Raw genomic sequence first — 22,306 nt, forward strand, 5'->3', positions numbered from 1 at the left:
TCTCCCGAGGCTTTGCTACCAATAGCGACCTGACCGTATCGTATCGTTTCCGATACCGCCTATTTCACGATCGGACGATTTTGCCTCATCAAAAACTACGACAAAAAATTCGTCCAAAAAATCGCGGGGCGCTCGGCTTACTTACCACGGTGCGGATGGCCGGCAAGATTCGGCCTATGTCGAAGCAGCGATCCGGAGCTTCGAACCGATGAAGGGTCTAAGAGCCGATCCCAAGCGGCTTAAGGCCCCTTCGTCAAGCTTGTCCCGAGCTCGGTTGAAGGGCTCAGGGTGGGCAGCCTATTGGGATGGTTCTAAGGGCGGAGCGATTTTAAAATGCGAAAATCATGCGCCAGACGGCCTGCCATTCCGTATGCTTTCCCTGCATGCGAGACGGTCCTACGCCGAGCTGAAGCGTGGCATGATCGGTAAGGTCCAGGTGTATTTGCGGTATCAGAAAATATCGCCAGCGCGAATCGATCTCGTTGTCCAGTTCAATACCGAACGTCAAATGGTCGGAAACATTGTAAAACCAACTGGTATTCACGATGCCGGCGAACTTGTCGCGCCGGTCGATACCTGACCACCTAACCCCGGCCATATTGAAGGTGCTTGACACGGCGTTCCAGCGATAACCCGCGAGATAAAGCGCGTCGGCGGAATAGTCCCGGTGTTCCCGGTCATAGCGTCCAATGACCTGCCAACCGTGAATGTAACGCTGTCCGAGCAACGTTCCCAGGGTTCCCTGCACCGCCAGCTTGTATTGGGCGATTGAGAGATTTTCAAACGGCAGTTCGAATTCAATCGCGAACCCGTCCCGGACCGCGTATTCCAGCTCTGGCGCCCACTCCGTTTCGCCGTTCTTCAACGAATGCCCCGCTAGGACATTCATTTCGAACTCACCCCGTTGCACCCCCAACGGCCTGACCAGGTCGAACACCATGGGTTCGGGAATATGAGGGAACTCGCTGCTCAGAGCCGCATCGCCATCCTCGCCGTCATCCAGGATGTTGCCTAAAGCTGAGTCCATAGTAGTCATCAGAAAAAATATCGAGGCCGCGACGAGGCTGGCCGAAAATCGCAGCTGCCGCGGTACAGCTCCGCTCGATTCCGTTCGTGTTCTCGACTTCCGACCAGAACGATTAGCGGTCGGCCTAGGCATGGCCGACCTGTGTTCTTCTACCGCTTCCCTCGCGGACGAAAGCATCCACCGAAACGACCGTTTTCGGCGGTATCAGCCCCGAATTGCCATTGAGGTTCTTTAGTTCCACGGTGATGTTGTCGTCTGAAGCGGCCGCCACGAAGTCATAGATGGTCTCAAGGATGTCCTGGTCGATGAACTGCGCCCGACTCGCATCAATGATGACATAACCGTTTTCCTCGACGCTGTCGAGATACCGCCGCAACAGCGCCTTGTTCAAGAAAGACACGTCCTTGTGCAGCCGCAAGAGATAGTTGTTGCCGTGCCGGGTCAAGGTGATCGCCGCATGGAAATTGCTGCGAATGACGTAATACAAACCGACCACCATGCCCACAGCAATGCCCTTCAGCAGGTCGGTCATCAGGATCGCCACGATGGTGACCACAAACGGCACGATCTGGCTGGCCCCTTTGGCGTACATCTCCTTGAACAGCTTCGGCTTGGCCAGCTTGTAGCCGGTCAAGAGCAGGATCGCCGCCAGGCAGGCCAAAGGAATCAGGTTCAAATACTCGGTAATGAACATCACGCTCAACAGCAAGAGAACGCCATGCGTGAAACACGCCACCTTGGTGCGCCCACCGGCATTCACGTTGGCGGAGGTGCGCACGATTACCGCCGTCATCGGCAACCCGCCGATAGCCCCAGAGATCAGATTGCCGAGCCCCTGCGCCTTCAATTCCCGATTAGTCGGGGCAACCCGTTTCAAGGGGTCGATCTTGTCCGCCGCTTCCAGGCTCAAAAGCGTCTCCAGACTCGCGATGATGGCGATGGTGACGGCGACCGTATACACCTCGGGGTTAGCCCACTGCGTGAAATCCGGGAAGGTGAACTGCTGAAAGAAGCCTTGCACACCTTGAATCTCCGGCAGCTTCACCAGATGTTCCTGCGCAATCGCGTAAGCCGGTGCGAACTTCATCGTGAGCAGGTTGTACGCCACCCCCCAGAGCACCGCGACCAACGGCCCCGGAATCAGGCCTAACACGGCATTGCGCTTGAACAGCGAGGTCTCCCACAGCAGCATGATCCCGATCGCTACCACACTCACAATCACCGCACCCGGCGAAATGGCTTCTAGCGAATAGGCGAGTTCCGAGAAAGTCGTATGGCCGTCCGGTTGAGAGTAAGCTTCGTTACCCTCGAAATCGGCGTCGTAGCCGACCGCGTGCGGAATTTGTTTGAGGATCAGGATCAAGCCGATGGCGGCGAGCATGCCTTTGATCACGGCCGATGGAAAGTAGGCGCCGATCACCCCGGCCTGGAGGAAGCCCAGGACCAATTGGAGTCCACCGGCGATGACGACGCTCAGCAAAAAGGACTGGAAGCTGCCGAGCTTGTCGATGGCGTTCAGCACGATGACAGTGAGCCCTGCCGCCGGACCGCTTACGCTCAGCTGTGAACCGCTGGCCCAAGCGACCACCACGCCGCCGACGATGCCGGTGATGATGCCGGCGAACAGTGGAGCACCGGAAGCGAGCGCGATCCCCAGGCACAGCGGCAGGGCAACCAGGAACACGACGATGCCTGCAGGAATATCATTCCGCAGGTGACTGAAATAATAGTAAAAATGCTTACGTATCATAGGCAGCACCTTATTGTCTGGTTCACTAAGCTCGCAGAGTCCTATGGATGCTGTGTCCCATACATCGGTACGGCATTTGCCGGACTTGGGGCTCGGCCGCCGTCGCGTTGGACGTAGCTGCCCGAGAGGCAATGAAGTGCCGATGCATCCTGCCCGTTCGTATCCCTATCGGAGGCATCGAGCCTAAATAAGAAACATCCAGGCGATTAACCACTAACCCGACTCGCAACCGTCACGGCTGGGATGCCGGCCCAAGTCGTAATGCACCGTTCTGCGGACTGCCACACTCAGGTGCGAGCACTGATGATTGCATTCTATCGTCCGAACCTTTCATTAACCTTTCAGCCGTCGATACGGCCCGTCCTAGGAGCAGAGTTCAGCCGTGGTTCGGCAAAGAGGACCGGGATCCAGAGTTGTTTCCTAGAAAACGGCGACTGGCTATCTGGAAGGCATGGATTAAGGCTTCATAGATTCCGACCGCCTTCCCTTCCGGCGAGTAACCGATTGAATGAAGCCGCTGCCTACCCGATTGCGGGCGTGCCATCCGGTGGCGTTGCGCTGCTGTTGCGGATCAAAAAGGTCCCGCGACGTACAGTGACGCCGACAGGGGCACCGATCGGGTCCCAGCGGCGAAACTCGCTCAACGCTAGCAGTTCGGCCGCTGCAGCGGCACCTGGAAGAACCTCGCCCGCTCGGAGAAAATCGGTCGAGAGCCGCCGCACCAGAATTACGAAACGCTGGCGGACCATGCGCTTCTGAACTTCACGGCCCCTCTTGGCTGATTCTGTTTCGGGGGGACGTAACGATTCTGAAGGATTTTCCCGAAATGGGAGTTGCCCCAATTTCGGGCACCGGGCGCAAGCCCTTGTGGCCGATAAGGACCGCCGCCGGAAGGGATCGATCTCCCTTCGTGGCGGCTCGAGATAGGAAATCTAGGCAGGCATTTCGATAAGCTCGAAGGTATTGTTGTCCGGGTCCCGGCAGAACAGCGCACGACGGCCGGACTTACTCACACTGTAGGGCACTCCTGCTTGTTCGAGGTCGCGCTTGATCACCTCGAGATCTGCGACATTCAAAGCCACGTGACGGTCGAGCCCGCCGTGTTCCGGCCGTTCCGCACCCTCATCGGGATTCGGTACCTGAAGCAAATGGATCTGCTGCTCGCCTATCTCGTACCAAACGCCGTCGAAAGGCATGCGGGGGCGTTTGTTGCTGGGCGTCAATCCGAGAATACCTTCGTAGAACCGTCGCGAAACGTCCAGATCCTTGACAATCAATGAGGCGTGATTGAAACCGACGACTTTCATATGTCCTCTCGAATTAGTTCGTGAAACCTTCACGACTTACGCACTTCGCCCCTTCTTCCTCTGGGAGAAGGTCAGGATGAGGGGATCGAGAAGGAAGTTCCTTCATTTCATCCCTTTCACCTTAACCCTCCTCCCTGAGGGAGCGGGAACCGAAAGCGCTTCTGCGTAAGTCCTGACCTTTATAGATGCGGTATTTTGTCGCCGCCATCCGGGCGGCGCAATCGGCTACCACGGTGATCGGTCCAATACTCGTTTCGGGATATAATCGACGACTTTAATCAACCATCCGAAACCGTTGTGGCCATTCAAACCATAGCTAAACGCGACGTTTCCACTTTTCAGGGATTGATCTTGGCGCTGCAGGAATACTGGGCAGCACAAGGCTGCGTCATCATGCAGCCTCTGGACATGGAAGTCGGGGCGGGGACGTTTCATCCCGCGACATTCCTCCGCTCCATAGGCCCGGAGCCTTGGAACACCGCCTACGTACAACCTTCCCGCCGGCCGACCGATGGCCGCTATGGCGAGAATCCCAATCGGCTCCAGCATTATTACCAGTTTCAGGTCATTCTCAAGCCGAGCCCGCTCAATATCCAAGATTTGTATCTGGACTCCCTGCGCTTCCTAGGGTTCGACTTGCTGGAACACGATGTTCGTTTCGTCGAGGACAATTGGGAATCGCCGACCCTGGGGGCCTGGGGCCTCGGCTGGGAAGTCTGGTTGAACGGGATGGAAGTCACCCAGTTCACCTATTTTCAGCAGGTCGGGGGACTCGACTGCCGGCCGGTCAGCGGCGAGATCACCTACGGGCTGGAACGCATCGCCATGTATCTCCAAGGTGTCGAAAGCGTGTTCGATCTGGTGTGGACCCAGGGGCCGAACGGCCCCGTGACTTATGGCGATGTTTATCACCAGAACGAGGTGGAAATGTCCGCCTTTAACTTCGAGCATGCCGATACCGACTTCCTGTTTAGCTGCTTCGACACTTACGAGCGCGAATGCCAAAAACTGATCGCCCAGGATCTACCCTTACCGGCTTATGAAATGGTTTTGAAAGCTTCGCACGCCTTCAACCTTCTCGACGCGCGCCGGGCGATTTCCGTCACCGAGCGCCAGCGCTACATCCTCCGTGTCCGCGACTTGGCCAAATCCGTCGCAGAAGCCTATTACCAGCGCCGTGAGAAGCTCGGTTTTCCGTTGCTGAATTCGAGGAGTGCCGGCGATGAGTGAGACCCGCGATCTATTATTCGAACTGGGTACCGAGGAATTGCCGCCCAAGTCGCTGCTCACGTTGAGCCGAGCCCTGAAAGACAACGTCGAGAGCGGTCTCACTAAGGCGTCGTTGAGATTCGATGCAATCGTACCGTATGCGGCGCCGCGGCGGTTGGCCGTGTGGGTGAAAGGCTTGGCGACTTCCCAACCCGACCAAACCATCGAAAGGCGAGGCCCCGCGCTCAACGCCGCCTATCAACCCGACGGCTCGCCGTCCAAGGCATTAGAGGGTTTCATGAGGAGCTGCGGCGCCACGCTCGAGCAGCTTACGACCATTGAAACCGACAAGGGTACTTGGGTCGGCTTTCGACAAGAGGTCAAGGGCGGACGGACCGAAGATTTGGTTCCGGACATCCTGCGGCAGGCGCTGGCCGCTCTTCCCATCGCCAAACGCATGCGCTGGGGAACCGGAACCGCCGAATTCGTGCGTCCGGTGCATTGGGTCGTGCTGCTGTTCGGCGGTGAGGTAATCGATACCGAGATCCTAGGCGTACGCTCAGGACGCATCACTTATGGCCACCGGTTCCACCACCCCGACGGACTGGTTCTGAACGAGCCCGGCGAATATGCCGCAAAACTCCTGAACGAAGGTTTCGTCGTCGCCGACTTCGAGACGCGCAAGGCGAGAATCCGCGAGTCGGCCGAATCTATCGCGTCAACAGTCAACGGTTACGCGCACATCGATGCCGAGCTGCTGGACGAAGTCGCGTCCCTGGTCGAATGGCCGGTACCGGTTCTGGGCCGGTTCGACGCCCGCTACCTGTCGCTTCCGCCGGAAGTGCTGATCACCACCATGCAGGCGAATCAGAAATATTTCCCGGTGAAGGACAAAGAAGGCGGCCTGCTGCCCTATTTCATCGCTTTCAGCAATCTGGATAGCCGCTCCCCGGACATCGTACGCGCCGGGAACGAAAGAGTCGTGCGCCCTCGCCTATCGGATGCCGAGTTCTTCTGGAACCAGGACCGCAAGCACACCCTCGAAAGCCGCGTTCCGGATCTGGCGCAGATCACCTTTCAAAAAACCCTGGGATCGCTGCTCGACAAGACCGAGAGGGTCAAGAAGCTGGCTGTCACCATCGCCGAGCGGCTCGATACGGAAAGCGCCTGGGTCGAGCGTGCGGCTCTTCTCGCCAAGGCCGATTTGCTGAGCCTGATGGTTGGTGAGTTTCCCGAGCTGCAAGGTACCATGGGCCGCTACTATGCCCTGGCCGAAGGTGAACCCGAAGAGATCGCGGCCGCCATTGAGGAACAGTACCTGCCCAAGGTATCGGGCGGTCCCTTGCCGAAAACGACGACCGGTCTGATGCTCGCGCTCGCCGACAAGATCGACACCTTGACCGGCATCTTCAGCGTCGGCCTGATCCCGACCGGCGACAAAGACCCTTACGCTTTACGCCGAGCCGCTCTGGGGGTGATCCGTATCCTCCTCGAAGCCCGGTTGGACTTGGATCTTCCGGCCCTGCTCGATGCGGCGCTGGCTCAATTCGCCCATGACTTCGACGCCGAACGCGTGCATGCGGAGGTTTACGACTTCATTCTTGAAAGGCTTCGCGGCTACTGTCTGGAGCGCGGCGTGCGTCATGACGAGTTCGAGGCGGTTCTGGCCGTGAGACCCAGCCGATTGCCGGATTTCGACAGCCGCCTGAAAGCCGTGCGCGAGTTCCGCCAGTTACCAGAAGCCGAAAGCCTTTCCGCGGCCAACAAGCGGATTCGCAATATTCTGCGCAAAGCGGAAGAAGAGATCGTCGCCAACGTGGACGATCACGTTTTGACAGAAGCGGAAGAAAAGCGCCTTTTGGAAACCGCTCGTCATGCGAAGGAAGACATTCTTCCGCTGTTGCACGAACGGGACTATACGGCGGCCCTATGTCGTCTCGCCCGACTCCGGGAGACGGTGGACGCCTTTTTCGACAGTGTCATGGTAATGACCGAGGATGCGAACCTTCGCCGCAATCGGCTGGGTCTCCTAGCCATCGTGGAGGGGCTGTTCCTCAACATCGCCGATATCTCGAAACTACAGGGGTAGGCGGTCCGTTACCATGTCGAAGTTCGTCATACTCGATCGTGACGGCGTCATCAACGAGGACTCCGACGCCTATATTAAGTCGCCGGACGAATGGCTGCCCATCCCCGGTAGCCTGGAAGCGATAGCCCTCCTGACCCAGCAGGGCTACCGCACCGTCGTGCTGACAAATCAATCGGGTATCGCCCGAGGCTTGTTCGATTTGAGCACGCTGGATCGAATCCACGACAAGATGCGCGCTGCCGTGGAAGCGACGGGCGGGCGAATCGACGACGTGTTCGTCTGTCCGCATGGCCCCGAAGACGGCTGTGCTTGCCGAAAGCCCAAGCCGGGTCTGTTCCATGCCTTTGCCGAGAAATACAAGGTCGATTTGAAAACCGTTCCGGCCATCGGCGATTCCTTCAGGGACATCCAGGCCGCACAAGCGGCCGGGGCACAACCCATCCTGGTCGAAACCGGTAAGGGTGCGCGGACCCTGGCCCGCTACCCCAACCTCGACATTCCCATCTTTCCGACTCTTTATGCAGCGGTCCAATACATCCTTTTTGAAGCTCGTTAGCGTCTTCCTGCGTTCGACCGTCTATTTTGCCGGTCAAGTCTTGTCGACCCTGGTGCTAGGGCCGGTGTTGTTGGCGGCCTATCCGCTAGGGTTCGAAACCCGCTATGCCATCGCCGGCTTGTGGGTGCGATTCAACCTGTGGATGCTGGAAACCGTCTGCGGCTTGAAGTACGAGGTACAAGGACTCGAAAACATTCCCGAACGAAACGGGATCATTCTCTGCAAACATCAGTCGGCCTGGGAAACCTTAGCCTTACAAGCCATGTTCCCGCCTTTGGTGTTCATCCTGAAGCGCGAATTGCTGCGCATCCCGGTATGGGGCTGGGCAATGGCGACCTTGCAACCGATCGCGATTAACCGGCAGGCGAAAACTGCTGCTTTGAAACAAATTCTGAGGGATGGCGAAGAACGGCTGAAAAACGGCCTCTGGGTGGTTATTTTCCCGGAAGGAACTCGAGTTGCGCCCGGACAGAAAGGACGTTACGGACCTAGCGGCGGACTGCTCGCCCAGCGCGTCGGCTGCCCGGTAGTGCCGGTCGCGCATAATGCCGGCGAATACTGGGCTCGGCGGGCCTTTCTCAAATTTCCGGGCATCATCCAGGTGCGTATCGGCCCGCCCATCGAACCGGCCACGCTGAGCGCCGCCGAAATTACTCATCAAGCGGAACAATGGATCGAAAGCCAAATGGCCAAAATCAGCGGCTTTGGCCCGTACGCGGGGAATCTTCCGGAGCGTGACGTGTCCACGATATCGCAATAATCGCCGGCCATCCTTCGCCGATCGGCCGGATGGCTCGATGGCACCGTCGGAAATCGAAGTCCAAGCTGAGCGTACCTGGGGTCTGTGAATCCCTAAGAACCACCGGTTTCGTAGCGCCAAAGACAAGCCTCGGCCCCGTCGAGATCCGCGTGGCAGCGGTGTACCCAATCTTCGCCCCAATAAAAATTGCAGCTCGTTTCCCCTCGCAGCAATCGCCAGAACGCTTCGTTCAGATCGCTTGTGTCCGCTTCGCTAAGTCCATTCGCCCTGGCGGCATTCCAGGCTCGATGCACCGCCTCGCTCACCGCTCGCACTCGAGCCAAGGCGTCCTTCTGTGCCTGCGAACCGGTCCATTGCGTGAAATCCCGCCCGTGATGCCAACCCGTATTCCAGGCTCCGGTTTTAACCGTGACCTCACCGTACACACCGAACCGATCCAGATAATCCTTGATGAAAATCGGTTGGATCAGACCTTTCTTGCGCGCTTCGCCCAGTAGTTCACGGTAGAACGCGCCCCAGAAATTCACCTCATTGGTCGTATTCCGGAACCAGCCGCCGTTTTCACCGTCGGTGCAGGTCGTAACCAGAGGCTCGAAATCGCACCACTGGGTACGCTGAACAAGTTCTTTCGTAAACCACACGTAGTCCATGCCCGATTCCTGGGCATCCGAAAGCTCCCGATCGCGGACGACAACGATGATTTCTTCGCCGTTGTGGCGAGCGATGTGGGGACGATAGCGCAGTTCGTGCCATCGCATGGGCGTCACCGGTTCCACGTGTTCGCTGTCGACGATCACATAGCGGTAACCGAATTGCTTGAGCAGCGGAATCAGTTCCATGGAAAACCCCATCTCCGGGGGCCAAAAGCCTTGGAACGTATTCCGCCAAAACAGGTGCCTCGCAATGCCCTGCCACCGTGCCAGATGCTCGCCGCGATCGGACTCGGGGATCAGAGGCAAAACCGGGTGGTAATAGCCTGTGCCGAGAATATCGATGATCCTTTCGTTCTGGTAGTGCCAAAGCATCGACCCGCAATCGACGATCCCATAGACGCGGCTTTGGAACTCCGGATTTGACAAGGTCTCGAGAAGCGTGCCGGAAAACGAGACGTGGACCCGCGCGATATCCTCGTACCCCCAAAGAAACCGCGGAATACGATCGTAAGCATAAAGAATCTCGTGCGCTTCCCACGGCTGCTCTGACAGCAGATGCTCGAGATTCCCGGACGGCTGGTGCAGGTTCAATACCAGGGCGTGATGAATGGCAGACATAATCCCTCAACGGTGTTCAACGCAGTCACGACGAACTTGTGACGCTTATTATGCCTTCCGGGAAATGCGATTGGGATTCGTGAGCAAAGGAGATTTTTGCCCGAACGAACCCAAACGGGAATCAACGTTCCGCTGTCAGGGATCAGGTCGTCTCTCCACCCCGTCCACGAAAAGCTTCTTGACGGAACCGTGAACGGTATATTTCACGACCGAATTTTTCCCTACCGTGCCATAGGACACACCGTTCACCGTCAGCTTGCCGTCTCTGACTTCCACGCGATCACCGTTGAGCGAGATCGTCCCGTGCGGTCCGCTGATCACAGCCTCCGCATGTGAACCGCCAACCGAAACGGACGATACCGATTGGATGACGGTCGAACTCGAGACTGTGGCTGCATGAGCCGATCCGCTCTGTTTCGTCGAGCACATAAGCGCAAACACCGCAACGAAAATCAAAAACTGTTCCCTGTTCATGACGCATCCTCCCTGTCGGACTTCACGGTCGTCATCATGCTACCGCTGCCGATCTCGGGAATCCATTGACTTTGGAGAAGTGGCCGTACTGATTTAGCCGTCCCGTAAGACAATGCCTTTTATCTAACGGGCTCATAGGTCTAGGTGCAAAACGGCAAAATGCGGCACTTCGCGCGGATAGCGTTCGGGACACCGCGACCGGCGTTGATTTTGTTAAGCCGTTGAACGGCGCCCGCCCGTATAATGGCCGAAATTCTCAAGGAAATGCCATGCGCGACATCGAGACACTGATTGCCACATTATCCGGCTGGGTATGGGGGCCGCCCATGCTCATCCTGCTGGTCGGAACCGGGCTGTACCTAACCATACTCCTGCGCGGCCTGCAGTTCCGTGCGCTGCCTCGAGCCTTGCGCATCATCTTTCAAAAGGATCACGGCCACGATGGCGACATCAGCCATTTCGCCGCATTGATGACGGCGCTGGCCGCGACCGTCGGCATAGGCAATATCGTCGGCGTGGCGACGGCTATTAGCCTGGGCGGCCCCGGGGCGGTGTTCTGGATGTGGATGACGGGCTTGGTCGGTATGGCCACCAAGTACTCGGAGGCAGTCCTGGCGGTCAAGTACCGCGAAAAAGGAGAGTACGGTATGCGCGGGGGGCCGATGTACTATCTAGCCAAGGGCGCCGGCTTGCCCTGGCTGGGAAAGCTGTTCGCCGTCTTTACCGCGCTCGCGACTTTCGGAATCGGCAACATGACGCAGGCCAATTCCACCGCCAAAATCCTCGAAGGCACCTTTCACATCGCCCCACTCACCACCGGACTGGTCCTGATGGTTCTGACGGCGCTGGTGATCCTGGGCGGCGTGCGCTCCATCGGCCGGTTCACCTCGCTGCTGGTGCCATTCATGATCGTCGGCTACTTTGCCGCCGCGTTGGTGGTGTTGTTCCTCAATGCCGCCGAAATTCCACACGCGCTGTACCTGATTGTCTACCATGCCTTCAATCCGATCGCCGCAACGGGCGGCTTCGCCGGCGCCACCATCGCCGCGGCCATGCGCTATGGTGTCGCACGCGGCGTATTCTCCAACGAATCCGGACTCGGTTCCGCGCCCATCGCAGCGGCGGCCGCGCGCACCGATGGACCGGTCAGGCAGGCGCTGGTCAGCATGACGCAAACATTCATTGACACTCTGGTGGTCTGCACCATGACCGCCCTGGTCATTCTCACCGCAACCCCATGGACGCAGGCCGTAGCCCCCGGAGAGCTGACCGCCGCCAGCATGGCGGAGACGTTGGGCGGTACCGGGACCATCATCGTCGCGCTCGCGACCGCCCTGTTCGCCTACTCCACCCTGATCGGCTGGAATTACTACGGCGAAAAGGCCGTGGAATACCTCTTCGGTCCACGCTCCATACGCATCTATCGCGTCTTCTTCGTCGCCGCCGTCATCGTAGGCGCCACCACCAGCCTGGAATTCGTCTGGAACTTCTCCGACCTCATGAACGGCATGATGGCCATTCCCAACCTCATCGGCCTCTTGGTGCTGTCGAAAGTTATCAAGGCGGAAACAGACCAGTATTTCAAAAACGAAAGACGCCGGATTCGCGGTCCAGAGACTGAGCCAGCTGTCAGGACGTCTTCAAAGGTACGACGGTCTGCTCGGGTGACATCGGGAGACTCCCACTCTTAAAGCGTTTTCACCTTTAGTAAAAGGCGACCGAAAAAAGGAAAGTGAGTAGGGCGGGTTAGGCCGCAAGGCCGTAACCCGCCGCATACCGCGAAACGTCGAGCGGTGCGCGCACCCTGCGCCATATAGACAGCATTGGTGAGAACATGCCGTGGAAGCTTCGACTTTCGACATTCGGGTTTCGCTCGATCGCTTGGGTCTGACCGTTAGCATTCCAGACTACCGAACGGTACGTAATGGTCGCCTCCGTTGGATATTCGAGCGTGGGATGTGGAGTGACGGGTACACCGCGGAAGGCGGGTTACGCTCTGCTAACCCGCCCTATGACTGTTACGGTAAATCTACCGTAAATTGCCGCTCGGTATTACCTGCGTTTACCAAGTGACGGTAGTCCTCCGGAGACTACCGGACTACCCTTTTTCACCTGAGGATCCTTACCGAACGGCTTCAATTTTTTCCATTTATTACGGGATATATTCGCAAGTGCTGACTCGAGAGATTTTGGCTGCTTGAACTTTTTTCGAGATGTGTTCGCAAGTACCTTTTCGAGTTCTTTATTAGTTGGATAATGATTATGACTTCTAAGAAAGTGTGACAAAATTACCTCTTTAACTGGAAGCAGATTCGATAAACATCTAGTGCACCACACCCCAGACGGAAGCTTTAAATTTTTCGCTTTTTTTTTGTTTTAATCCATGGGACCCTACATTTTCGGCATGGGATGAGTTAACGCCTCCTTTTTCACGATTCCTGACATGATTCTCGTTCAATCTAACCATCCGCTTAGGTTTCATGACCATCCTCGCGAGTTATGCTCGAAAGTCGTGGATGAGGAATAAAGTAAGCTGCGTATTCTGGACGATCTTCGAGATCATCCATTCCTACAAGAGGAGTGAACACGCCATGAAAGAAGACTAGCTTATTGTGCTTGAGAATCCAGGGGCGTTATATCGCGTGTGATTATTTGCCGAACTTGCTGCAGTAGATTGGCTATGGGTCGAAAAACTCACAACAACTTGAAGCCTCGCGAAACGAAACTTTTTTGATTTTCCCTCACCCTAACCCTCTCTCACAGAGAGGGTTAGGGAACTGACGGTCATTACTCAGAGAGGCGGGAATAAACTACTGACACGCCTCACATTCCGGATCATCGATCGAACACATCTTCACTCCCGAAGCTGCCGCTTCGGTATAGGCGGTAGCCGCCTGATGGTTCTTCATTCCGGGAATCGCGTCGTCGATCGGACCGGCCTTCACGGCGTTGAGTTTGCCGTCGAACGCGGTGCTTTTCTCCACGTGTGTGGCGCCCAAGGTGCGGAGGTAGTAGGTGGTCTTGAGTCCGCGGATCCAGGCCAGCTTGTAGAGGTTGTCGAGCTTTTTGCCGGAGGGCTCGGACATGTACAGGTTGAGGGATTGCGCCTGGTCGATCCATTTCTGCCGACGCGAGGCAGCTTCCACCAACCAGCGTGGATCGATTTCGAAAGCGGTAGCGTAGAGCTGCTTGAGATCGTCCGGTACGCGCTCGATCTTTTGGACGCTGCCGTCGTAGTACTTGAGGTCGTTGATCATGACCGGGTCCCACAGGTCGAGCTTCTTGAGGTCCTTAACCAGATACGGATTGACCACGGTGAACTCGCCGGAGAGATTGGATTTGACGAACAGGTTCTGGTAGGTCGGCTCGATCGACTGCGACACGCCGCAGATATTGGAGATGGTCGCGGTCGGTGCAATCGCCATGGTGTTGCTGTTGCGCATGCCGACGGTTTTCACCCGTTCGCGGAGCGCGTCCCAGTCCAGGGTGAAGCTGCGGTCTTGCTGTAAATAACCACCTCTGCCCTGCTCGAGCAGCGCCATGGAATCGTAAGGTAGGATACCCCTGCTCCACAATGATCCTTCGAAGGTGGAATAGCGGCCGCGTTCTTCAGCGAGATCGGTGGACGCCTTGATGGCGTAGTAGCTCACCAATTCCATGCTTTTATCGGCGAAATTGACCGCTTCGTCCGAGGCATAGGGAATACGCAGCTTGTACAGCGCGTCCTGAAAGCCCATGATGCCGAGTCCGACCGGGCGGTGGCGCAGATTCGAGCGGCGCGCCTGGGGCACGCTGTAGTAGTTGATATCGATGACGTTGTCCAGCATGCGCATAGCGGTGGAAATGGTCCTCTCCAGCTTGCGCGTATCGAGAGTGCCGTCCTCGGTAATGTGATTCGACAGGTTCACACTGCCCAGATTGCACACGGCGATTTCGTTGTCGTTGGTGTGCAGGGTGATCTCGGTGCAGAGATTGGAGCTGTGGACCACGCCCACGTGCTGATTGGTATAGCGCAGATTGCACGGATCCTTGAAGGTGATCCAGGGGTGGCCGGTCTCGAACAGCATGGACAGCATCTTGCGCCAGAGCTGCACCGCCGGAACGCGCTTGTACAGCGTGATTTCGCCGCGATCCACCTTGGCTTCATATTCCAGATAACGCTTTTCAAAGGCTTCGCCGGTGAGGTCGTGCAAATCCGGCACATCGCTAGGCGTGAACAGAGTCCACTCGCCCTCTTCTGCCACCCGTTTCATGAACAGGTCCGGCACCCAGTTGGCGGTGTTCATATCGTGAGTACGGCGGCGATCATCACCGGTGTTCTTGCGGAGTTCCAGGAACTCTTCGATATCGAGGTGCCAGGTTTCCAAATAAGCGCACATAGCGCCCTTGCGCTTACCGCCCTGATTGACGGCGACGGCCGTGTCGTTGGCGACCTTGAGGAAAGGAACGACGCCCTGCGATTTGCCGTTGGTGCCTTTGATATGGGAGCCCATGGCGCGAACCCGGGTCCAGTCGTTCCCCAGACCACCGGCATACTTCGATAAAAGGGCGTCGTCCTTGATGGCACTGAAAATGCCGTCCAAATCGTCGGGCACAGTCGTGAGATAGCACGAGGAGAGCTGCGGGCGCAGCGTGCCGGAGTTGAACAAGGTAGGCGTCGAACTCATGAAATCGAAGCTGGAAAGCAGGTCGTAGAACTCGATGGCTTTCGCTTCGCGATCGATCTCGTTGATGGCGAGCCCCATCGCGACACGCATAAAAAACGCCTGCGGTAGCTCGAAGCGGATACCTTTGCAGTGAATGAAATAGCGATCGTACAAGGTTTGCAGGCCCAGATACGTGAACTGGAGGTCGCGTTCGGGTTTGAGCGCTGCCCCGAGGCGCTGCAGATCGAATCGGGTCAACTCGGGCGACAGGAGTTCAAGTTCGGCGCCGCGCTTCACATAGTCCACGAAATATTCCGCGTAGCGTTCCGCCATTTCGTCCTGAGTGGCTTCGAGAAAGCCGTGGCCGAGAAAACTCAGCGCTTCGCTGCGCAGGCTGTCCAATAGCAACCGCGCGGCCACGTAAGAGTAATTCGGTTCCTGTTCGATCCGAGCTCGGGCCGCCATCATCAGCGCCGGAGCCACATCCTTCTCGGGCACGCCGTCGAACAGGTTGCGCTGGGTCTCTTCGAGAATCCAGCCGCCGTCCACGTCGGCGAGGCCACGGCAGGCTTCCTCGACGATCTTTTGCAAGCGCGCCATGTCCAGCGGTCTTTGGCTGCCGTCAGGCAGGGTCACATGAATGACCTGCGCCCGTTCTTCCTGCAGCTCGGCGGCTTTCTGGGCAGCACGAGCCCGCGCCCTCTCCTCGCGATACAGCACATAAGCACGGGCGACCTTGTGATGCCCGCCACGCATCAAGGCCAATTCGACCTGGTCCTGGATGTCTTCAATATGGATCGTTCCGCCGGAAGGATTGCGCCGGAATAAGGCACTGGTGACTTGGCGAGTCAGTTCCTCGACAGTCTCGTGAATACGCCGGCTAGCGGCGGCCGTATTACCTTCGACAGCCAAGAATGCCTTGGTGATGGCGACACTGATCTTACCGGCGTCGAAACCGGTCACTTTGCCGTTGCGCCGGATGACGCGCATCTCACCGGGAGCGGTCACGCGCAAATCGGCCGCAACAATCGACAAATCTGAAGGGATTACGGTAGGTCGGCTGGTAGAAACAGCGGATTCGGTTTCCATAGATGCGTGTCCTCAAGGATGAGTGATTTAATTAACAATAACACTATAGAATGTGGTTAGAGAGACCGTCAAGCACAATATACTGTGGTTTACTCTGTTGAGGACCTGTGGATAAGTTGTGCAAGAAAGGCTCGAAATTCCATTCGAATCAAGGTACTTGGCGAGTGTCCATTATTCGTTCAGCGGGTTTGTTGTACTATTTGTGCGGTTATGCACCATAACAATTAAAACAATTCAAAAAGGGGCGACTTCTCACCATGCAAAGCGTGCGCGAATGGTTGAGCGACTGGGTCAAGCGGGTGCTGCCCAACTCGCAGGCGGTGTCTTTCGCAATTTTGTTGATTGTCGGCTCCGTGCTGGTGGTCAGCTTGGGACATATGCTCATGCCGGTGTTCGCGGCGGGCATCATTGCTTATCTATTGGAAGGCATTGTCGATGTCGGCGTACGGCACAAATTGCCCCGTCTGGCAGCCGTCATCATCGTCTATGTGCTTTTTCTGGCCTTTCTGCTGTTTCTGTTCGTTGCACTCCTGCCGCTCTTGTATCAGCAAACCGTGCAACTGATCGAACAGTTGCCGGCTTGGATCAACCGCGTACAGATGCTGGTCATGCAGCTGCCGGAGCAATATCCAAACTTCATTACCGAAGAACAGATCTACGAGTTGACCGCCACTGTACGGCGGGAACTTCTCGCCTGGGGCCAGGCCATGCTGACGTATTCCTATGCATCGTTGGTCAGCGTGATCACTCTTATCGTCTATCTGATCCTGGTTCCGTTGCTGGTGTTTTTCTTCCTTAAAGACAAGGACAACATCCTCGCTTGGTTCGGCCAGTACATGCCCCGCGACCGCTATCTTTGGACGCGTGTCTGGCGCGAGGTGGACGTACAGATCGGGAATTATGTGCGAGGAAAATTTTTCGAGGTTACCGTGCTACTCGCCGCGAGTTACGCGACGTTCTCCTTTATGGGGCTCAATTATGCCTTGCTGCTCTCGGTTCTGATTGGACTTTCGGTGATCATTCCTTATGTCGGCGCAACCCTGGTTACGTTTCCGGTGATGATTGTGGCTTTTTTCCAATGGGGACTCACCGACGATTTTTGGTATCTACTGCTGGCTTACGGCATCATTCAAACCCTCGATGGCGTCGTGCTCGTGCCGCTCTTATTCTCCGAAGTGGTCAACCTGCACCCGATCGCCATTATCGTCGCCATTCTGTTCTTCGGCGGTTTTTGGGGATTCTGGGGCGTATTTTTCGCGATCCCGCTGGCGACGCTGGTCAAGGCGGTGTTGGCGGCCTGGCCGCGATTGGGAGAACAAGAGGTTCCGCTGAAGGAGGCGGTTCCAGCTGAGTTGGTGGAAACCTCCAAACCCATACCTTTGAGTCGCGAGCAAGTTTAGAGGCCGGCTCGGCCGGGCCGTTCGCGCCGAGCCTTCGCGGCTTACCGGGATAGACTCCTTAATCTACGGCCTTTCTCGATCTGCCGACCAGATAGACCTCGGGGCTTCGATCACGCGACGCTTTGGGTTTCCGCACCGAAACCTTGGCGAACATTTGGCGAGCTTTCCGCACAAAATCGTCAAAATCCGGGCCTTGAAAGAGCTTGGCGACGAAGCTCCCGCCGGGCTTCAGGAGTTGTTCGGCGGTATCCAACGCAAGTTCGGCGAGATACATCGCCCGCGCCTGATCCACGACGCGCGTACCGCTCATGTTGGGCGCCATATCGGACAGAATCAGATCGACCGGCCTACCCTCCAGCGCAATCTTCAGCTGCTCCAAAACGGATTCTTCCCGGAAATCGCCCTGAATGACGGTAACGCCCGGAATCGCTTCCATCGACAGTACATCGAGCGCTATAATTTTGCCACTTTTACCGACCCGTTCCGCTGCGTACTGAGACCAACCGCCCGGCGCGGCTCCCAGGTCCAACACGACCATGCCAGGCTTGAACAAGCGCTCCCGCTCGTCCAATTCTTTCAGCTTGAATACCGCCCGCGAGCGGTAGCCAAGTGCTTGAGCTTGTTTCACATACTCGTCGGAAAAGTGTTCGGCCAGCCACCGGCGGCTGCTTCGACTGCGTGGCATCTTGTAATGTGCGGTTAAATTGAACCCCGTTCTCGAGGAAACTCAAATTGAAATCTGATCTCAAGAAATTTTTGCGCGCCAAAGCGCACTCCCTGAAACCCGTGGTCATTACCGGTCAAGCAGGAATCACGCCCGCCGTCTTGAACGAGATCAGTCTAGCCTTGGACCATCATGAATTGATCAAAGTGCGTGTAAACGCCCCCGACCGCGAAGAAAGGCGCGAGATGACTGCCCAGATCTGTGCAGAACTGGGCGCCGAACTGATTCAGTCGATCGGCCATATCATCACGCTTTATCGGAAAAATCCGGAAAAGAAATAGGTTAAATATATTTAACCGAGCAAACTTCGAACTCTTTAACGCCACCCGGCGCCTGCACCGTCGCGACGTCGCCTTCTCGCTTGCCGATGAGTGCCCTCGCGATGGGCGAAGTGATGGAAATCAGTCCTTCCTTAATATTGGCCTCATCCTCGCCGACGATTTGATAAGTCACCGACTCGCCGCTCTCAATATCCTCGAGCTCCACCGTGGCGCCGAAAACGACCTTACCCCCCGGATTGAGGGTCGTCACATCGATGATCTCTGCGCGCGCCAGCTTCGCTTCCAGTTCTTTGATCCGGCCTTCGGTAAAGCCCTGTTGCTCGCGTGCCGCATGATATTCGGCGTTTTCTTTCAAATCACCGTGTGCCCGCGCCTCGGCAATGGCCGCGATGATCTTCGGGCGTACAACCGTTTTCAGGTGATTGAGTTCTTCGCGCAGCTTTGCTGCTCCACGGGCGGTAAGAGGTACCTTGTTCATACTCGTGTTTCCTCACAAGTCAGACTTTGCTGAGTTCCCGGTGTAAGTCCTGTAAACGATTGACGTCGCCTGCATCCAGTTCGTTCAGGGCAGCACAGGTTGCGCGGGCACCGGAAATGGTGGTCGTGTAGGTAACCTGCTGTTGCAGTGCCTGGCGCCGAATGGTGAACGAATCGGCAATGGCTTTCTTACCTTCGGTTGTGTTGATGATGAACTGCAGTTCGTCATTCTTGATCATGTCCACGATATGCGGTCTGCCTTCATATACCTTATTTACAGTAACACAGGGTATGCCGGCTTCTTCAAGCACCCTTGCCGATCCGCGCGTAGCCACCAATCGGAAGCCTTTGGCCAAAAGATCTCGAGCTATCGGAATGACCTTCGGTTTATCGCTCTCACGGACGCTGATCAGCACATTGCCGGAACGCGCCAGCTTGACGCTGGCGGCACGCTGGGCTTTGGCGTATGCTTCGCCGAACGTGGCCCCCACTCCCATCACTTCGCCCGTTGACTTCATCTCCGGACCGAGTAACGGATCGACTCCGGGGAACTTTATGAACGGGAACACCGCCTCTTTGACCGAGTAATATTTCGGAACGCGTTCCTCGAAGATACCCTGTTCGTCCAGACTTTTCCCTACCATGCAACGCGCCGCGATCTTGGCCAACGGATATCCGGTCGCCTTGGACACGAACGGAACGGTGCGCGAGGCGCGGGGATTGACTTCCAGAATAAAAATCTCTTCTCCCTTGATGGCAAATTGGGTATTCATGAGCCCTACCACGCCGAGCGCCTCAGCAAGCTGGCGGACCTGTTGCCGCACCCGCTCTTGAAGCTCGGCACTCAACTCATAGGGCGGAATCGAGCACGCCGAGTCGCCGGAGTGCACGCCTGCCTGCTCGATGTGTTGCATCAGCCCGCCGATCAGGACGCGCTTGCCGTCGCAGATGGCGTCGACATCCATCTCGATGGCGTCGTCCAAAAACCGGTCCAACAGCACCGGCGATTCGTTGGAAACGCTCACTGCCTCGCGCATGTAGCGAGCGAGCTCCTCGTCGTTGAACACGATTTCCATGGCCCTTCCGCCCAATACATAAGACGGCCGAACGACTAGTGGATAGCCGATTTCGTTCGCGCAGCGCATGGCTTCATCCAGCGAGCGGGCGGTTCGGTTGGGCGGCTGTTTGAGATTCAAGCGCTCGATAAGCTTCTGAAAACGCTCGCGGTCTTCCGCCAGGTCGATGGAATCGGGCGAGGTGCCGATAATGGGCGCGTCCGCCGCTTCCAGCGCCCTCGCAAGCTTCAGCGGCGTCTGCCCGCCGTACTGCACGATCACGCCATAGGGTTTTTCCAGATGAATGATCTCCAGCACGTCCTCCAGTGTGAGCGGTTCGAAATAGAGCCGGTCGGACGTGTCGAAATCGGTGGACACCGTTTCGGGGTTGCAGTTGATCATGATGGTCTCATAACCATCTTCCCGCAGCGCCATCGCGGCGTGCACGCAGCAATAGTCGAACTCGATACCTTGGCCGATGCGATTGGGTCCGCCGCCCAAAACAATGATTTTCTTCCGCTCGGTCGGATTCGCCTCGCATTCTTCCTCATAAGTGGAATAAAGGTAGGCCGTTGCCGTGGCAAACTCCGCCGCACAGGAATCGATGCGCTTATAAACCGGACGGATGCCATGCTTGTGACGGACCGCTCGTACTTCCGACTCGGCGCTGCCCAACAGCGTCGCGAGACGCGAGTCGGAAAATCCTTTGCGCTTCAAGGCAAACAGTTCTTCCGGAGACAGCGTGGCGAGGGTACGCTTTGCGAGCCCCATCTCCTCGCGCACCAGATCCTCGATCTGCGCCAGGAACCACGGATCGACCCGGCTATGAGTGTGTACCTCGTCTAACGTCCAGCCTGCCCGGAAAGCGTCGGCGATGTAGAAAATACGCTCGGGCCCCGGATGACGGAGCTCCCGAAGCAAAACATTGCCGGCTTCTTCGGCGGAAACGTCGAGCTTTTCGACCAGACCGTCCACACCGGTTTCCAGGCTGCGCAGGGCTTTTTGCAGGGATTCCTGGAAAGTGCGGCCTATAGCCATGGCCTCGCCGACCGATTTCATTTGAGTCGTCAGGCGATCGTCAGCCTGCGGAAACTTTTCGAACGCAAACCGGGGCACCTTGGTGACGACGTAGTCGATCGTCGGTTCGAAAGACGCCGGCGTCGCGCCTCCAGTGATCTCGTTCTTGAGTTCGTCCAGCGTGTAGCCGACGGCCAGCTTGGCGGCGACCTTGGCAATCGGAAATCCGGTCGCCTTGGATGCCAGGGCCGACGAGCGGCTCACGCGGGGATTCATCTCGATGACGATCATGCGCCCGTCCTTGGGGTTAATCGCGAACTGTACATTGGACCCGCCGGTGTCGACTCCGATCTCGCGCAACACCGCGATGGCGGCGTCGCGCATGATCTGGTATTCCTTGTCCGTCAGTGTCTGCGCCGGGGCGACGGTGATGGAGTCGCCGGTATGTACCCCCATGGGGTCCAGATTCTCGATGGAGCAGATGATGATGCAGTTGTCCTTGCGATCGCGCACCACTTCCATCTCGAACTCTTTCCAGCCCAGCACCGATTCTTCGATGAGAAGCTCGTGAGTGGGCGAAAGTTCCAAACCCCGTTCGCAAATCTCGACGAATTCCTGTCGGTTGTAGGCGATGCCTCCGCCCGACCCGCCCAGCGTGAACGAAGGACGGATGATGGCGGGAAAGCCGATCTCGTCGAGACACGCCAAGGCTTCTTCCAGACTATGCGCGACGCCGGAACGGGCCGAGCTAAGACCGATTCTGGTCATCGCCTCTTTGAACTTTTCCCGGTCCTCAGCTTTGTCGATTGCCTCCTTGGAGGCACCGATCATCTGCACGCCGAATTTTTCCAAGATCCCGTTACGGTCCAGGTCGAGTGCGCAGTTCAGCGCGGTCTGTCCGCCCATGGTAGGCAACAGTGCATCCGGACGTTCCTTCTCGATGATCTTGGCAACGGTCTGCCAGTCAATAGGCTCGATGTAGGTCGCATCGGCCATCTCCGGATCGGTCATGATGGTGGCGGGGTTGGAATTGACCAGGATCACCCGGTAGCCTTCTTCCTTTAATGCTTTGCACGCCTGTGCGCCGGAGTAATCGAACTCGCAGGCCTGCCCGATGACGATAGGGCCGGCACCGAGCAACAGGATGGACTGAATGTCGGTTCTCTTAGGCATG

Annotated in this window: 17 protein-coding genes; 7 read left to right on the forward strand and 10 right to left on the reverse strand. The window is 57.1% G+C overall.

Features of this window, described 5'->3' with window-relative positions; translation table 11 throughout:
- Nucleotides 1–328: 328 nt before the first annotated feature.
- From QEN43_RS07475 to QEN43_RS07490, 4 genes are all read right to left on the reverse strand, one after another.
- The gene (locus QEN43_RS07475; RefSeq protein WP_156912598.1) at nucleotides 329–1,036 is read right to left on the reverse strand and encodes a hypothetical protein; all 708 of its coding nucleotides are present in this window, start codon (nucleotides 1,034–1,036) and stop codon (nucleotides 329–331) included.
- 115 nt (nucleotides 1,037–1,151) lie between these two features.
- On the reverse strand, nucleotides 1,152–2,777 hold the full coding sequence (locus QEN43_RS07480) for a SulP family inorganic anion transporter (RefSeq protein WP_317963895.1): 1,626 nt from the start codon (nucleotides 2,775–2,777) through the stop codon (nucleotides 1,152–1,154).
- Nucleotides 2,778–3,298: 521 nt separating this feature from the next.
- Nucleotides 3,299–3,526: a hypothetical protein gene (locus QEN43_RS07485; RefSeq protein ID WP_026608697.1), complete on the reverse strand. Its 228-nt coding sequence runs from the start codon at nucleotides 3,524–3,526 to the stop codon at nucleotides 3,299–3,301.
- 183 nt (nucleotides 3,527–3,709) lie between these two features.
- Entirely contained in the window at nucleotides 3,710–4,084 is a 375-nt protein-coding gene (locus QEN43_RS07490; protein WP_026608696.1) for a VOC family protein, read from the reverse strand.
- Nucleotides 4,085–4,387: 303 nt separating this feature from the next.
- On the opposite strand from QEN43_RS07490, the gene glyQ reads away from it, so the two are divergent.
- The 4 genes from glyQ to QEN43_RS07510 are packed head-to-tail and all read left to right on the forward strand — an operon-like array spanning nucleotide 4,388 to nucleotide 8,698.
- Nucleotides 4,388–5,314, forward strand: coding sequence for a glycine--tRNA ligase subunit alpha (gene glyQ / locus QEN43_RS07495; RefSeq protein ID WP_026608695.1), 927 nt, complete (start codon nucleotides 4,388–4,390; stop codon nucleotides 5,312–5,314).
- Nucleotides 5,307–7,382, forward strand: coding sequence for a glycine--tRNA ligase subunit beta (gene glyS, locus QEN43_RS07500; protein WP_317963896.1), 2,076 nt, complete (start codon nucleotides 5,307–5,309; stop codon nucleotides 7,380–7,382). Before glyQ ends, glyS begins: the two co-directional genes overlap by 8 nt.
- Nucleotides 7,383–7,395: 13 nt before the next feature.
- Nucleotides 7,396–7,938: a D-glycero-beta-D-manno-heptose 1,7-bisphosphate 7-phosphatase gene (gene gmhB, locus QEN43_RS07505; RefSeq protein WP_026608693.1), complete on the forward strand. Its 543-nt coding sequence runs from the start codon at nucleotides 7,396–7,398 to the stop codon at nucleotides 7,936–7,938.
- A complete protein-coding gene (locus QEN43_RS07510) occupies nucleotides 7,925–8,698 on the forward strand; it encodes a lysophospholipid acyltransferase family protein (protein WP_026608692.1) in 774 nt (257 codons plus the stop codon). The genes gmhB and QEN43_RS07510 overlap by 14 nt, the downstream gene beginning before the upstream one ends.
- 92 nt (nucleotides 8,699–8,790) lie before the next feature.
- On the opposite strand, the gene QEN43_RS07515 is transcribed toward QEN43_RS07510, so the two are convergent.
- Nucleotides 8,791–9,969 (reverse strand): polysaccharide deacetylase family protein, encoded by a 1,179-nt coding sequence (locus tag QEN43_RS07515; protein ID WP_036267572.1) that lies wholly within the window; start codon nucleotides 9,967–9,969, stop codon nucleotides 8,791–8,793.
- A gap of 135 nt (nucleotides 9,970–10,104) precedes the next feature.
- Nucleotides 10,105–10,443, reverse strand: a complete 339-nt coding sequence (locus QEN43_RS07520; protein WP_051331351.1) for a hypothetical protein — start codon at nucleotides 10,441–10,443, stop codon at nucleotides 10,105–10,107.
- A gap of 269 nt (nucleotides 10,444–10,712) precedes the next feature.
- Between QEN43_RS07520 and QEN43_RS07525 the strand changes: the two genes are divergently transcribed.
- Nucleotides 10,713–12,134: an alanine/glycine:cation symporter family protein gene (locus QEN43_RS07525; RefSeq protein WP_084161531.1), complete on the forward strand. Its 1,422-nt coding sequence runs from the start codon at nucleotides 10,713–10,715 to the stop codon at nucleotides 12,132–12,134.
- A gap of 1,119 nt (nucleotides 12,135–13,253) precedes the next feature.
- Here the strand turns inward: QEN43_RS07525 and QEN43_RS07530 are convergent.
- Entirely contained in the window at nucleotides 13,254–16,178 is a 2,925-nt protein-coding gene (locus QEN43_RS07530) for a ribonucleoside-diphosphate reductase subunit alpha (protein WP_026608691.1), read from the reverse strand.
- Between the two features lie 257 nt (nucleotides 16,179–16,435).
- Between QEN43_RS07530 and QEN43_RS07535 the strand changes: the two genes are divergently transcribed.
- Complete coding sequence (locus QEN43_RS07535; RefSeq protein ID WP_084161528.1) at nucleotides 16,436–17,578, forward strand: AI-2E family transporter; 1,143 nt, start codon at nucleotides 16,436–16,438, stop codon at nucleotides 17,576–17,578.
- A gap of 58 nt (nucleotides 17,579–17,636) precedes the next feature.
- Here QEN43_RS07535 and rlmE read toward each other — a convergent pair whose 3' ends face one another.
- Nucleotides 17,637–18,263: a 23S rRNA (uridine(2552)-2'-O)-methyltransferase RlmE gene (rlmE, locus tag QEN43_RS07540; protein ID WP_026608690.1), complete on the reverse strand. Its 627-nt coding sequence runs from the start codon at nucleotides 18,261–18,263 to the stop codon at nucleotides 17,637–17,639.
- A 47-nt stretch (nucleotides 18,264–18,310) separates the two neighbouring features.
- On the opposite strand from rlmE, the gene yhbY reads away from it, so the two are divergent.
- On the forward strand, nucleotides 18,311–18,583 hold the full coding sequence (gene yhbY / locus QEN43_RS07545) for a ribosome assembly RNA-binding protein YhbY (protein ID WP_026608689.1): 273 nt from the start codon (nucleotides 18,311–18,313) through the stop codon (nucleotides 18,581–18,583).
- Between the two features lies 1 nt (nucleotide 18,584).
- On the opposite strand, the gene greA is transcribed toward yhbY, so the two are convergent.
- Nucleotides 18,585–19,061 (reverse strand): transcription elongation factor GreA, encoded by a 477-nt coding sequence (gene greA, locus QEN43_RS07550; protein WP_026608688.1) that lies wholly within the window; start codon nucleotides 19,059–19,061, stop codon nucleotides 18,585–18,587.
- Between the two features lie 19 nt (nucleotides 19,062–19,080).
- Nucleotides 19,081–22,305 (reverse strand): carbamoyl-phosphate synthase large subunit, encoded by a 3,225-nt coding sequence (gene carB / locus QEN43_RS07555; protein WP_026608687.1) that lies wholly within the window; start codon nucleotides 22,303–22,305, stop codon nucleotides 19,081–19,083.
- Nucleotide 22,306 lies beyond the last annotated feature (1 nt).

It is taken from the genome of Methylocaldum szegediense (assembly GCF_949769195.1).
Classification (GTDB): Bacteria; Pseudomonadota; Gammaproteobacteria; order Methylococcales; family Methylococcaceae; genus Methylocaldum; species Methylocaldum szegediense.

Bases quoted from the DNA above. Each gene is read 5' to 3' on its own strand.
- QEN43_RS07515 (WP_036267572.1), bottom strand. From the start codon at position 9,969: ATGTCTGCCATTCATCACGCCCTGGTATTGAACCTGCACCAGCCGTCC.
- QEN43_RS07475 (WP_156912598.1), bottom strand. From the start codon at position 1,036: ATGACTACTATGGACTCAGCTTTAGGCAACATCCTGGATGACGGCGAG.
- QEN43_RS07530 (WP_026608691.1), bottom strand. From the start codon at position 16,178: ATGGAAACCGAATCCGCTGTTTCTACCAGCCGACCTACCGTAATCCCT.
- QEN43_RS07535 (WP_084161528.1), top strand. From the start codon at position 16,436: ATGCAAAGCGTGCGCGAATGGTTGAGCGACTGGGTCAAGCGGGTGCTG.
- rlmE (WP_026608690.1), bottom strand. From the start codon at position 18,263: ATGCCACGCAGTCGAAGCAGCCGCCGGTGGCTGGCCGAACACTTTTCC.
- QEN43_RS07520 (WP_051331351.1), bottom strand. From the start codon at position 10,443: ATGAACAGGGAACAGTTTTTGATTTTCGTTGCGGTGTTTGCGCTTATG.
- greA (WP_026608688.1), bottom strand. From the start codon at position 19,061: ATGAACAAGGTACCTCTTACCGCCCGTGGAGCAGCAAAGCTGCGCGAA.
- glyS (WP_317963896.1), top strand. From the start codon at position 5,307: ATGAGTGAGACCCGCGATCTATTATTCGAACTGGGTACCGAGGAATTG.
- gmhB (WP_026608693.1), top strand. From the start codon at position 7,396: ATGTCGAAGTTCGTCATACTCGATCGTGACGGCGTCATCAACGAGGAC.
- carB (WP_026608687.1), bottom strand. From the start codon at position 22,305: ATGCCTAAGAGAACCGACATTCAGTCCATCCTGTTGCTCGGTGCCGGC.
- QEN43_RS07485 (WP_026608697.1), bottom strand. From the start codon at position 3,526: ATGGTCCGCCAGCGTTTCGTAATTCTGGTGCGGCGGCTCTCGACCGAT.
- QEN43_RS07490 (WP_026608696.1), bottom strand. From the start codon at position 4,084: ATGAAAGTCGTCGGTTTCAATCACGCCTCATTGATTGTCAAGGATCTG.
- QEN43_RS07480 (WP_317963895.1), bottom strand. From the start codon at position 2,777: ATGATACGTAAGCATTTTTACTATTATTTCAGTCACCTGCGGAATGAT.
- QEN43_RS07525 (WP_084161531.1), top strand. From the start codon at position 10,713: ATGCGCGACATCGAGACACTGATTGCCACATTATCCGGCTGGGTATGG.